Raw genomic sequence first — 12937 nt, 5'->3', positions numbered from 1 at the left:
ATCAGATCGCGAAAACCCGCGCTGCGCGCGATAGTCGACTAACAGTCGACTCTACCGGCGAACGCCCCGCGCAGCAGCCCGGCGAAGTTTCGGATCAGCGGCGTCACCCGTTCGCGATGCCACGCCAGCTGCACTTCCGAATGCGCGCCAGCATCGGCCAACGCCACGAAGCGCGAGCCTTCCACCCGGATGTGATCGCACGACGACGGCAGGATCGCCGCACCCAGGCCCGCAGCGGCCAGGCTGATCAACGTCGATGCTTCACCGGCTTCCTGCACGATGCGCGGCGTGAAGCCCGCCGCCGCACACAACGCGATCATGTGGTCGTGGATGCCCGCGCCCGCGCTGCGCCGGAATGCCACGAACGGCTCCTGCGCGAAGTCGCGCAACGACACCGTGCCCTGCTTCGACAGCCTGCGCAGGGCAGGGTGGTCGGCATGCACGATCAGCGCCAGCGGATCGACGAACAGGCTGTGTGCCACCAGTTCCGGCGGCAACGCACGCTTGCGGATGATGCCCACGTCCAGTGAACCATCGAGCAGCGCGTCGATCTGCTGCAGCGTATTCATCTCGCTCAGCTGTAGCCGCACCTGCGGATACTGCTGGCGGTAATGCAGGATCGAACGCGGGATCTGTGGCGACAGCGGCGTGGCCCGGGTCAGGCCGATATGCAGTTCACCCTGCTCGCCGCGCTGCGCACGCTGCACCTCGTCCACCGCGGTTTCCACCTGCTGCACGATTGCGCGCGCGCGTTCCTGCAGCCGCTCCCCAGCAGGCGTCAGCTGCACGCGGCGATGGCTTCGCACGAACAGGCGCGCGCCGATCAGTTCCTCCAGCTGCCGGATCTGCTGGCTGAGCGGCGGCTGTGACATGCCCAGGCGCTCGGCCGCCTGGCCGAAGTGCAGCGTATCGGCAACAGCGAGGAAGTAGCGCAGGTGGCGCAGTTCGATGGACATGGGGCCAGTTTATTCATCGTCAGCCGGAAATGAATCAGAGATGGGATCCGATCCCGTGCCGACCAACGGTCGGCACCCACCAACAGCAGCTGGCACCAACAGCAGCGACCAACTGTCGAAGGCGGGGTGGGTCCGGTTGCGGGGGTGTGAGCGGCATGGATGCCGCGACCAAGCCCCCATGGACGGGTTTACAGCGTCCCCCGCAACCGGACTCACCCCGCCATCCCACGGATAGCCGGCTTTTGCTGTTGCTTCGGCTTCGGCGGGTGCAGGGCGCAGCCCTGCCGAACACCCCTCACCGCTCCGAATGCCCGCTCTGGTCGTAGTCGCGCGGGCTGAACAACTCCGGCTGGATCAGCTCGATGAACGCCCGCGCCTGCGCCGACAATGCCTTGCCGCGCCGCACGATCACCCCGTAACTGCGTTCCGGGAACCAGCGCTTCATCGACCGTGCCGCCAGCCGCTCGCGGTCGGCCTCGTTCAGGCACAGTGCCGGCACGATGGAAATGCCCATGCCCATCGCCACGTACTGCTTGATCACTTCCCATCCACCCACTTCCAGCGCCACGGTGTAGGCAATGCGGTGGCGCTGGAATACCTGGTCGACCAGGCGGTAGGTGATCTGCCGCTTCGGCGGCAGTACCAGCGGATAGCGCGCGATGTCGGCCAGCTCCAGCTCGCCGCCGCTGGCCAGCGGATGGTCGTGCGGCGCGATCAGCACCTGTTCGAAGCGGTAGGCCGGGGCGTAGGTCAGGTCGGCCGGTACATCGGTCATCGAACCGATGGCCAGGTCGGCGGCATCCTCGCGCAGCAGGTCGGTGCCGTCAGCGCTGATCGCGTTGTGCAGGGTCAGGCGCACATCCGGATGGTGCAGGCGGAAGCGTTCGACGATCTTCGGCAGCAGGTACAGGATGGTCGAGCTGTTGGCGGCGATGTTCAGCTCGCCCGCGTCCAGGCCGCGTACCTTGTCGCGGAAGCGCGCCTCCAGCCCGTCCAGGCTCTCCACCAGCGGCTGCGCCATCTCGTACAGCAGTTGGCCCTCGCGGCTGGGCACCAGGCGCCGCCCGCTGCGTTCGAACAATGGCACCCCCAGCTCCCGTTCCAGGGCCTGCAACTGCAGGCTGATCGCCGGCTGGCTGACGAAAAGTGCCTCAGCCGCCCGTGAGACCGAGCCCAGGCGCACCGTCTGGCAGAACGCACGCAACGGCTTCAGCCGGTCGGATTTGTAGGAAAAACGCGGACTTGGCGGGGTGCGTGTGCTCATCGTGTCACGAGTATTAGCACAACTTATGTAGAACATTGCAAAAACTGTTTTGCCAAATACTCAGGCCCGGCGGCACCGTGGAGCCGTTCCCCCACCGCTGGAGTCGCCTCATGTCCGCCGTCGCTTCCGCTGTTCCCACCCCCGCCGCGAAGGCTATCCCCGGCGTCGCCCTGGCGACCCGCGTGGCCGGCCAGGACACCCTGCTGCCGGCGCCGCTGCTGGCCCTGCTGGTGTCGCTGCACCGTGCGGTGGAACCGGGCCGGCAGGCGAGGCTGCAGGCCCGCCGTGAACGCCAGGCATTCTTCGACCAGGGCGGCCTGCCGGACTTCCGCGAGGACACCGCCGCCATCCGCAGCGGCGACTGGCGCGTGGCCCCGCTGCCGGCCGCGTTGCAGGACCGCCGCGTCGAGATTACCGGCCCGACCGACCCGAAGATGGTCATCAACGCGCTGAACTCCGGCGCCAAGGTGTTCATGGCCGACTTCGAGGATTCGACCTCGCCGACCTGGCGCAACCTGCTGGCCGGCCAGCAGTCGCTGGCGGCGGCGGTGCGCGGCGATCTGGAATACACCGCCCCCAATGGCAAGCACTACACGCTGCGCCCGTACGACGAGCAGGCGGTGCTGATCGTGCGCCCGCGGGGCTGGCACCTGGATGAAAAGCACGTGCGCATCGACGGCCAGTTCCTTGCCGGTGGCCTGTTCGACGCGGCGGTGTTCGCCTTCCACAACGCCCGCACCCTGCAGGCGAAGGATCGTGGCCCGTACTTTTACCTGCCCAAGCTGCAGAGCATGGAAGAGGCGGCGCTGTGGGAGACCGCGCTCTCGCATATCGAGGGCATGCTCGGCCTGCCGCACGGCCAGATCAAGGTGACCGTGCTGATCGAAACGCTGCCGGCGGTGTTCGAGATGGACGAGATCCTGCACGCGCTGCGTGATCGCATCGTCGGCCTGAACTGCGGGCGCTGGGACTACATCTTCTCGTACCTGAAGACCTTCCGCCGCCACGCCGACCGCGTGCTGCCCGAGCGCGGCCAGGTGACCATGACCCAGCCGTTCCTGAAGGCCTATTCGGAACTGCTGATCCAGACCTGCCACCGCCGCGGTGCGCATGCGATGGGTGGCATGGCCGCGCAGATCCCGATCAACAACGATGCCGCCGCCAACGAACAGGCGATGGCCCGGGTGCGCGCCGACAAGCTGCGCGAAGTCACCGCCGGCCATGACGGCACCTGGGTTGCGCACCCGGCGCTGATTCCGGTGGCGATGGCGATCTTCGACGAACACATGCCCGGTGCGAACCAGCACAGCGTGCTGCGCCAGGATGTGCGCGTCGGCCGCGACGAACTGATCGCACGGCCGCCGGGCACCGTCACCCGCGCCGGCTTCGAGGGCAACGTGGAAGTCTGCGTGCGCTATCTGGCGGCGTGGCTGGATGGCAACGGCTGCGTGCCGATCCATCACCTGATGGAGGACGCGGCCACCGCCGAGATCAGCCGCAGCCAGCTGTGGCAGTGGCTGCATACGCCGGGCCAGCAGCTGGACGATGGCACTGCGATCGATCTGGCGCTGCTGGATTCCACCCTCTCGCAGCTGCCGGCACGGCTGGGCGATACCGCCGTACTGCCCGGTGGTGCGCGCATCGGCGAGGCCATCGCCCTGCTCGGCGAACTGAGCCGCAGTGACGAACTGACCGATTTCCTGACCCTGCCGGCCTACGCGCGCATCGATTGACCGACTGCCGGCCCTCCTGCCGTTTCCCTCCCCGCTGCACGCACGAACCGAACTGGAGAAAGACATGAGCAAGCTGCCCACTGCCGAACAGATCCAGCACGACTGGGACACCAACCCGCGCTGGGAAGGCATCCAGCGCAACTACAGCGCCGCCGACGTGGTGCGCCTGCGCGGCACCGTCCACATCGAGCACTCGCTGGCCCGCCTGGGTGCGGAGAAGCTGTGGGCGTCGCTGCATGAGCGCGAGTTCGTCAACGCGCTGGGTGCATTGACCGGCAACCAGGCCATGCAGCAGGTCAAGGCGGGCCTGAAGGCGATCTACCTGTCCGGTTGGCAGGTGGCGGCCGACGCCAACCTGGCTGGGCAGATGTATCCGGACCAGTCGCTGTACCCGGCCGATTCGGTGCCGGCGGTGGTCAAGCGCATCAACAACACCCTGCTGCGTGCCGATCAGCTGCATCATGCCGAAGGCAAGGACGACATCGACTTCCTGCAGCCGATCGTGGCCGATGCCGAGGCCGGTTTTGGCGGCGTGCTCAACGCCTTCGAACTGATGAAGGCGATGATCGAGGCCGGTGCGGCCGGCGTGCACTTCGAAGACCAGCTGGCCTCGGTGAAGAAGTGCGGGCACATGGGCGGCAAGGTGCTGGTGCCGACCCGCGAGGCCATCGAGAAGCTCAACGCCGCGCGCCTGGCTGCCGACGTGCTGGGCGTGCCGACCCTGCTGGTGGCGCGCACCGATGCCGAAGCGGCTGATCTGTTGACCAGCGACATCGACGGCAACGACAAGCCGTTCACCACCGGCGAGCGCACCGTGGAAGGCTTCTACAAGACCCGCAATGGCCTGGACCAGGCGATCAGCCGCGGCCTGGCCTACGCGCCCTATGCCGATCTGGTGTGGTGCGAGACCGGCAAGCCGGACCTGGAGTTCGCCCGCAAGTTCGCCGAGGCGATCCACGCGAAGTTCCCGGGCAAGCTGCTGGCCTACAACTGCTCGCCCAGCTTCAACTGGAAGAAGAACCTGGACGACGCCACCATTGCCAAGTTCCAGCGCGAACTGGGTAGCTACGGCTACAAGTTCCAGTTCATCACCCTGGCCGGTTTCCACGCGCTGAACTACGGCATGTTCAACCTGGCCCACGGCTATGCACGCCGCCAGATGAGCGCCTTCGTGGAGCTGCAGGAAGCCGAGTTCGAAGCGGCCGAGCGCGGTTTCACGGCGGTCAAGCACCAGCGTGAAGTCGGTACCGGCTACTTTGATGCGGTGACCCAGGCGATCCAGCAGGGGCAGTCGTCGACCACCGCGCTGGCCGGCTCCACCGAGGAAGAGCAGTTCCATGGCGGGCGCAGCGAACGCGCGGCGTGATGCGGTAGTGCCGGCCGCTGGCCGGCAACCACGTGATCCTTCGGGCACCACAGGGAAGCCGGCCAGCGGCCGGCTCTACCGAAGCCTCGAAATCTGATCAGGGTGGCCAGGGAAGGGCCAGACAACGCCGGCCGGTCGGGGGACCTGCCGGCGTTGTTGTATCGGTGCAAAGGCGCGGCGGCCGGCAGGCAGCGTCAATCAGGCGCACCCCCTTGGCCGCAACTTGGCCGAAATCCTGTGAAACCCGGCATCGGATTGATCCAGCAGGGGTTTTGCCCGGACATGGGTGACCAGAACGGGCCACCACCGATCTTCACATCACACAAGAGCGCCCTGAGGCTCAAAATGAGATAGGGCGCACACTTTAAAGCGGTGCTATGCTCCGCGGCTCACCAGGGGACGCTGGCGGCGGGTGCAGGGAATGACCGGCAGGGGTGCGGCCGAGAACAGTGATATGACGACAGGTATCGCCCGGGTGGCGATGGCCGAGATCGTGCATGCGCTGTTGTCGGATGCCGAGGTGGCATTGTTTGCCAGATTCGCCCGCCCATGCAAGCTTCATGCCGGACAGTGGCTGTTCCAGCGGGGCCACCGCGGCGAGCGCATGTATGTGATCCTCGACGGCCAGATCGAACTGGACTTCGGCGAGGACCTGGTGATCAAGACACTCGGGCAGTATGAGTTCTTCGGCGAACTGGGCCTGCTGGTTGGCGACCACCTGCGCAGCGCCAGCGCGCGCGCGCTGGTCGATTGCGATGTCCTGGAGCTGGGGCCGGCCGATTTCCACCGCTTGGTCGAATCCGATCCCGGGCTGGTGGCGTACTTCCTGCGTCGCACGATCATGCGCGTGCTGACCAACGAACAGGCCCTGATCAGCCAGCTGCGGCGCCGCAACCACGATCTGGAAACCGCGCTGGACAACCTGTACATCACCACTCATCAGCTGACCCATACCCGCGAGCTGGTGCGCACCGATGAACTGACCGGGCTGCACAACCGCCGTGGCCTCACGTTGTACCTGCAGGAGTGCCGCGAGCGTGCCGAGGGGCTGCCGCAGGCGTTGCTGCTGATTGATTGTGACCGCTTCAAGCAGATCAACGACCGCCACGGCCACCAGGCCGGCGACCGCGTGCTGCAGAGCATGGGCAACATCCTGCGCTCGATGGCCGGCGAGCATGACCTGGCCTGCCGCCTTGGCGGTGATGAGTTCTGCCTCATCCTGCGCCGCGGCAACCACGAGATCGTGCAGCACGCGGCCGAGTTCATCCTCAGCGCGGTGCATGGCCTGCTCGAACGCAGCCCCGGTACGCCGCATGTCAGCCTGGTCAGCATCGGTGCGTGCCTGCTGGCGCCGGAGGCAGGCTGGAGCGAGTGGTACGCGCGCGCGGATCGCGCGCTGTACCAGGCCAAGCGCGATGGCGGCAACTGCCTGCGCTGGGCGAATGATCCGGACGGCCAATAGGGAGAGGCAGGCGATGGACGGCGACAACGGAACGTCAGCCCCGCATAGCCCACAGCTACGCGCCCTGCTGTTCACCGATCTGTGTGATTCGCTGCAACTGGTCGAGCGGATCGGCGATGTGGCGGCCGCCAGCCTGTTCCAGGAACACGACCGCCTGGTGCTGGTCCTGCAGCAGCGCTGGAACGGCCAGCTGATCGATCGCTCCGACGGCCTGTTCATGCTGTTCGAGCGGGCCATCGATGCTTTGGGCTTCGCCCTGGACTACCAGCGCGAACTGCACGCGCTGGGCCAGCAGCGGGCGATCGAACTGCGCGCGCGTGCAGGCCTGCATGTGGGTGACGTGCTGACCTGGGAGAACAGTGCCGAGGCGGTCCGGGCCGGCGCCAAGTCGATGGAAGTGGAAGGCCTGGCCAAGCCGATGGCAGCGCGCCTGATGACGCTGGCCCGCCCTGGCCAGATCCTGTTGTCGGCGGTGGCCGAATCGCTGACCCGTCGCGCCACCGGCGCGCTGGGGGAACGGGGTGCGCGCCTGCTGTGGAAGTCGCACGGCCGTTGGCGCTTCAAGGGAATGCCGGTGGTGCAGGAAGTGATCGAAGTGGGTGAGATCGGTTCAGCGCCGTTGCGCATGCCACGCGCCACTGCCAAGGCACGCCGTGACCTGCCGCTGTGGCGGCAGCCGCTGGTCCTGGCCGCCGAGGGCCTGGTGCTGACGGTGGCCGTGCTGGGCGGCTGGTTGCTGCTGCGGTCGGAACCGGCGATCGCGTTCGCCGAGCGGGACTGGGTGGTGCTTGGCGATGTCGACAACCTCACCGGCGACCCGATTTTCGACGACTCGATGCGGCACGCGATCCGGATCGCGCTGGAGCAGTCGCGCTACGTGAACGTGCTGTCGGAGGGCAAGATCCGCGAAAGCCTGGAAATGGCGCGGCTCTCGGGCGATACCCGGCTCAGCCGCGATACCGCGGCCAACGTGGCGGTGCGGGAGGGCGCGCGCGCCGTGCTGCTGCCGACGGTGCGGCAGAAGATCGGTGGCTACGAGCTGGCCATTGATGTCGCCGCACCCGGCACCGGCCAGGTGATCCAGACGTTCACCGCCACCACGGATCGATCCGACCAGATGGTATTCGCGGTGGACGACGTGGTCGGGCGCCTGCGTCGCGGACTGGGCGAATCGGTGGCGAGCCTGGAACAGTCGTTGCCGCTGCCGCGAGCATCGACCCAGGACCTTCGCGCACTGCGAGCGTTCGCGCTGGCCGAGAATGCACTGGGCCAGCGTCGCTTCGAGGAGGCGCGCAACCTCTATCAGGCTGCAATCGATATTGATCCCGGTTTCGCCCTGGCCTACATGGGCGTGGCCAAACTGCATGCGCGCGTCGATGAAGGGCGGCGCGCACGCGAAGCCATGCAGCACGCGCTGGACCTGCAGGATCGGTTGCCGCCACGCGAGCGCCTGTACCTGAAGGCCTGGATGGCCGAACTGGAGCCTGGTGGCTGGGCGCTGGAGCACTGGCGCACGCTGGCCAAGGTCTACCCGGATTCGTTCGCCGGGCTGTCCAACACGTCCTGGTACCTGCTGCAGGCCAACCAGTTCAGCGAGGCCGAAGCCTACGCGCGTGCGGCTGCGGTGCCGCAGGATCCGCTGCGCCTGTATCCGCTGATCCACCTGGTGCGGATACAGATCGCCGCCAACCAACCGCAGCTTGCGGCCGAGACACTGGCCCAGGCACAGGTCCTGCGCGGTCGTGATGATGCCGATGAGACCGGCGTGGACGTGCTGGTCGCGCAGGGCAAGTACGCCAAGGCCGCCCAACTGCTGCCGCAGATCCGTGCCAACGATGCCCTGCAGCAGCGCATGAAGCTGCGTGCGCAGCTGCTGCTGGCGGCCACGCAGCGCGATTGCGCGGCCATGCAGCAGGCGGTACGCGACGACGCGTCGGCGCCGGCGCTGGTCGACTTCCAGGTGCAGCAGCGGCTGCAGCACGCCAGCGTGGCAGCTCTGTGCCCGAGCGCGGACCGCGCCGAGTTGCAGGCCATCGCTGCGTTGCTGCATCCGTTGCTGGAGCAGCGCGATGATCCCATGCTGCATGCCCGCGGCCTGCAATGGCTGGCTCTGGTCCATCTGGCCCAGCGACAGGGCCAGTTCGAGCTGGCCAAACGCTGGCTGGACGAGCAGCGGCCGCTGCTGCGCAGCCTGCGCAGTCCGGTCGCCGATCGCTGGCTGCGCATTGTCAGCGCCGTGGATGAACTGCAGATGCAGCGGCCCGAAGCTGCCCGCGCCCTGATCGAGCCAATGCTCGATGGCAGCGAGCCGGTGCAGGCACACGTCGTGCTGCTGCTCGCGCTGCGCGCACAGGGCAATGAAGCTGCCGTACGCCGCGAGCAGGCCTGGCTGTCCCAGCATCGCGGCCAGGCCATTGCCGAGGTCACCGCCATGCAGGTCTGGCAACCACTGAATGTGCACGACGTGTCCACGTGGGCATCGCCGGCCGCGGCCGGCGCGCCCTGATGACGGGTCAGCCGTCGATGCGCTCGCCGACCTTGCCCGCTTCGAAGCAGAACACCACGGTCATCGCCGCCACCGACCCGGACAGGTGGGCCTGCAGGCTGTCACGCACCTGGCTCAGCTCCTCGACCGAAGCCAGGGTGCCGATCTTCATGCAGTCGCTTTCGCCGACCGCACCGTCCAGCCCGATCGAGGCCAGGGCCTTGGCCGGCGAAGCGGTGAAGTGGCTGCGGAAGTCGTCGTTGCCGATCAGGTGGTCCAGCAGGGTGCTGGCGTCTGCGGCGGAAAGGCGGGGATGGGTGCTCATGGGGATCGTCCGTAGGCTGAAGTTCTCGTATCGGCCGCGACAGCCTGCCATTGAGGGCCGCGCTGCGTACGTCGCTAAAGTTGGCCGCGCTGCGGTCGTTGCTGCTATGCCGGTTGTGCGGCAGAAGGAAGGAATCCCATGCGCCTGCGCCGCTGCGCCAGCCTGATGTTCGAGCCCCGCGAGGCGATCACCCTCGACCTGCGCGCGATGCTGGCCGGCCACGCCGAGATGGACAGCCAGATCAGCTGGGTGGCCCTGGCCGCGCATCTGGACCAGCCACTGCCGGTGGACGCCGAGGAGCGCCAGCTGCTCGGCGAGCTCAGTGCGCACCGCTGGTGCGAACCGCCCGCCGATGCCTGCCCGGCCATGCTGGCCCGCCTGGTCGAGCAGGGCCTGCTGTTGACCGACCCACCGAGCGAGGTGGGGCACCAGCTGCGCGACGAGGCTTTGCGGCGCAGCCAGTGGTGGCCGCTGGCGGCGCTGGCCCATCGTCATGCGCGCTGGCAGGCCGTGGACAGCGTGGAGGACATGCGTCGGCAAGGGTTGGACACCGCTGCCGGCCTGCGCCAGCGCCTCGGGCCGCCACCGCCGGTGGTGCAGCCGATGCAGGGCGATTACCAGCCGCTGCCGCGCAGCGAAGAGGCGCCGTTCGACACACTGCTGGCGCGCCGCAGCACCTGCCGCAATTTCGATACCCAGCGCGCGCTGCCGCTGCCGTTGCTGGCCCAGGTGCTGCAGCGCACGCTGATGGCCCACGCGGTGCAGAAGATCGAGCGCGATACCGAGTTCCTGAAGAAGAACGTGCCTTCCGGTGGCGGCCTGCATCCCACCGAAGGCTTCCTACTGGTGCAGAACGTGGAAGGACTGGCACCGGGCCTGTACCACTACCACCCGGTGCAGCACGCCGTGCTGCCGCTGCCCTCGCCACCGCCGCAGGCACTGCCGGCGCTGGCGCGGCGGATGCTGTCCGGGCAGGCGTGGTTCGCCGATGCGCCGGCGCTGCTGGTGCTGGCGCCGCGCTATGACCGCTGCTTCTGGAAGTACCGCAACCACGCCAAGGCGCATCGTGCGGTGACGCTGGATGTCGGTCACATCTCGCAGCTGCTGTACCTGTGTGCGACCGAGCGCGGGCTGGCGGCGTTCGTGACGGCGGCCATCAACGATGCCGATGTCGATCGTGCCTTCGGTTTCGACGGCATCGGCCAGAGCGCGATGGCCATCTGCGGCCTGGGCTGGCGCAGTGCCACGCTGGACACGGCCGAATTCGATCCCGCCGGGCGGGTGGTAGCGGGCGACGACCGCTGAGCGGTCGCCACCCCAGCGTTCACGCCGCCTCGAAGTCCACCAGTACCGCGCCGTCGCCGACCTGGTCGCCGGCCTTGGCGCGGTAGCCCTTCACCGTCCCGTCGGCCGGCGCCTGCAGGGTGTGCTCCATCTTCATCGCTTCCAGCACCACCAGCGGCGTGCCGCGCTTGACCTCGGTACCGGCGGCGACCAGCGTGGCGACGATCCTGCCCGGCATCGGTGCCAGCAGGCTGCCGGCATCGGCCACGGCGTGGTCCGATTCGCCCACCGGATCATGCAGGGTGAAACGATGCTGGCCGTCAGCACCGAACAGGTACAGCTGGTCTCCGTCACGCAGCAGCTGCAGTGCCCAGCGGCGCCCGCCCAGCTGCACCACCAGCCCGCGCATATCGGCTGTGCCGACCACCTGCACGGGTGCCGCGTCATCGCACTGCACACGCCAGCCATCGGCCTGCGCCCACACCTTCAGCGTGTGCCGGCGTTCGCCCTGCTGCAGCGGCAGCACGCGCGGCGCGGGCGCGCCAAGGCGCCAGCCGTCCTGTGACTGCCACGGCGAATGCGGATCGCGCGCATCGCTGGCTGCACCTGCAGTAGTGGCCACGGCGGCCACCGCCGCCAGCAGCCACAGCGCATCATCGCTGTCACGCACCCGGCTCAATGCCGCCTGCTCGCGCTCGATCAGCGCGGTATCCAGCTTGGCGTGGGTAAACGAATCGGTGTTCACCAGGCGGCGCAGGAAACCGGCATTGGTGGTCACGCCCACCACCTGGCAGTCGGCCAGGGCCTGGCTCATGCGGCGCAGCGCGGCGTCGCGGTCCACGTCCCAGACGATCAGCTTGGCAATCATCGGATCGTAGTACGGCGTGATGCTGTCGCCTTCCTCGACACCGGTATCCAAGCGCACATGAGTCGACGGTGCCGGCAGGCGCAGGCGGCGCAGGATGCCGGTGGACGGCAGGAAGCCACGGTCGGCATCCTCGGCGTACAGGCGCGCCTCGATCGCATGGCCATGGATGGCCAGCTGGTCCTGGCGCAACGGCAGCGGCTGGCCCGAGGCCACGCGCAGCTGCCACTCCACCAGGTCGGTGCCGGTGATGTACTCGGTGACCGGGTGCTCGACCTGCAGGCGGGTGTTCATTTCCATGAAGTAGAAATCGCCGTCCGGGCCGGCGATGAACTCCACCGTGCCCGCACCTTCATAGCCCACCGCGCGCGCGGCATCGACCGCCGCCTTGCCCATCGCAGCACGACGTTCCGCGCTCATGCCCGGGGCCGGCGCTTCTTCCAGCACCTTCTGGTGGCGGCGCTGCACCGAGCAGTCGCGCTCGAACAGGTACACCGCGTCACCGTGGCTGTCGCCGAACACCTGGATCTCGATATGGCGCGGGCGCTCGACGTACTTCTCGACCAGCACGTGGTCATTGCCGAACGCCGAGGCCGCCTCGCGCTGGCAGCTGGCCAGCGCATCGACGAAGTCCTCGCTGCGCTCGACCTTGCGCATGCCCTTGCCACCGCCACCGGCGCTGGCCTTGATCAGCACCGGGTAACCGATGGCGTCGGCCTGTTCGCGCAGGAAGGACGGTTCCTGCTGGTCGCCGTGGTAGCCCGGAGTCAGCGGTACGCCGGCTTTCGCCATCAATGCCTTGGCCGCGCTCTTGTCGCCCATCGCGCGGATGGCGCTGGCCGGCGGCCCGATGAAGGTGATGCCGGCGGCGGCGCAGGCATCGGCGAAGTCGGCATTCTCTGACAGGAAGCCGTAACCGGGGTGGATCGCCTGCGCGCCGGTCAGGCGTGCGGCGTCGAGCAGGGCATCGCCGCGCAGGTAACTTTCACGTGCAGCGGCCGGACCGATGTGGATGGCTTCGTCGGCCAGGCGCACGTGGCGCGCGTTGCGGTCGGCATCGGAATATACCGCCACGGTGGCGATGCCGAGGCGGCGGCAGGTGGCGATGACGCGGCAGGCGATTTCGCCGCGATTGGCGATCAGGACTTTGGTGAACATGGCAACGGGCTTCATGGGAGCGTGCTCGGTCATGGCACG

At 67.9% G+C, this 12937-nt stretch carries 9 protein-coding genes; 5 read left to right on the top strand and 4 right to left on the bottom strand.

Annotation, left to right across the window (positions count from 1 at the left end; genetic code table 11):
• Window positions 1-38 precede the first annotated feature (38 nt).
• Window positions 39-956 carry a LysR substrate-binding domain-containing protein gene (locus AC5P6A_RS15675; protein ID WP_164145245.1) on the bottom strand — a complete coding sequence of 306 codons (918 nt, stop codon included), beginning with the start codon at window positions 954-956 and terminating at the stop codon, window positions 39-41.
• A gap of 295 nt (window positions 957-1251) precedes the next feature.
• Entirely contained in the window at window positions 1252-2220 is a 969-nt protein-coding gene (locus AC5P6A_RS15670) for a LysR family transcriptional regulator (RefSeq protein WP_346715232.1), read from the bottom strand.
• A 110-nt stretch (window positions 2221-2330) separates the two neighbouring features.
• On the opposite strand from AC5P6A_RS15670, the gene aceB reads away from it, so the two are divergent.
• The 4 genes from aceB to AC5P6A_RS15650 all read left to right on the top strand — a co-directional run bounded on the left by aceB (window position 2331) and on the right by AC5P6A_RS15650 (window position 9287).
• A complete protein-coding gene (aceB, locus tag AC5P6A_RS15665) occupies window positions 2331-3953 on the top strand; it encodes a malate synthase A (protein WP_495222351.1) in 1623 nt (540 codons plus the stop codon).
• 64 nt (window positions 3954-4017) lie between these two features.
• Window positions 4018-5319, top strand: a complete 1302-nt coding sequence (gene aceA, locus AC5P6A_RS15660) for an isocitrate lyase (protein ID WP_329848600.1) — start codon at window positions 4018-4020, stop codon at window positions 5317-5319.
• Between the two features lie 421 nt (window positions 5320-5740).
• Entirely contained in the window at window positions 5741-6781 is a 1041-nt protein-coding gene (locus tag AC5P6A_RS15655) for a GGDEF domain-containing protein (RefSeq protein ID WP_019661878.1), read from the top strand.
• Window positions 6782-6794: 13 nt separating this feature from the next.
• Window positions 6795-9287, top strand: a complete 2493-nt coding sequence (locus AC5P6A_RS15650; RefSeq protein ID WP_495222350.1) for a putative peptide modification system cyclase — start codon at window positions 6795-6797, stop codon at window positions 9285-9287.
• A gap of 7 nt (window positions 9288-9294) precedes the next feature.
• Here the strand turns inward: AC5P6A_RS15650 and AC5P6A_RS15645 are convergent, their stop codons facing one another.
• A complete protein-coding gene (locus AC5P6A_RS15645; protein ID WP_021203747.1) occupies window positions 9295-9591 on the bottom strand; it encodes an NHLP-related RiPP peptide in 297 nt (98 codons plus the stop codon).
• A 138-nt stretch (window positions 9592-9729) separates the two neighbouring features.
• Here AC5P6A_RS15645 and AC5P6A_RS15640 point away from each other — a divergent pair, with 138 nt between their 5' ends.
• Complete coding sequence (locus tag AC5P6A_RS15640; RefSeq protein WP_495222349.1) at window positions 9730-10896, top strand: putative peptide maturation dehydrogenase; 1167 nt, start codon at window positions 9730-9732, stop codon at window positions 10894-10896.
• Window positions 10897-10915: 19 nt separating this feature from the next.
• Here the strand turns inward: AC5P6A_RS15640 and AC5P6A_RS15635 are convergent, their stop codons facing one another.
• The gene (locus AC5P6A_RS15635; protein WP_495222348.1) at window positions 10916-12931 is read right to left on the bottom strand and encodes an acetyl/propionyl/methylcrotonyl-CoA carboxylase subunit alpha; all 2016 of its coding nucleotides are present in this window, start codon (window positions 12929-12931) and stop codon (window positions 10916-10918) included.
• Between the last annotated feature and the right edge of the window lie 6 nt (window positions 12932-12937).

This window comes from Stenotrophomonas sp. YJH_SMC_20, assembly GCF_059367845.1.
Note: the sequence above shows the minus strand (reverse complement) of the source record. Positions and strands in the feature narration are given on the sequence as shown.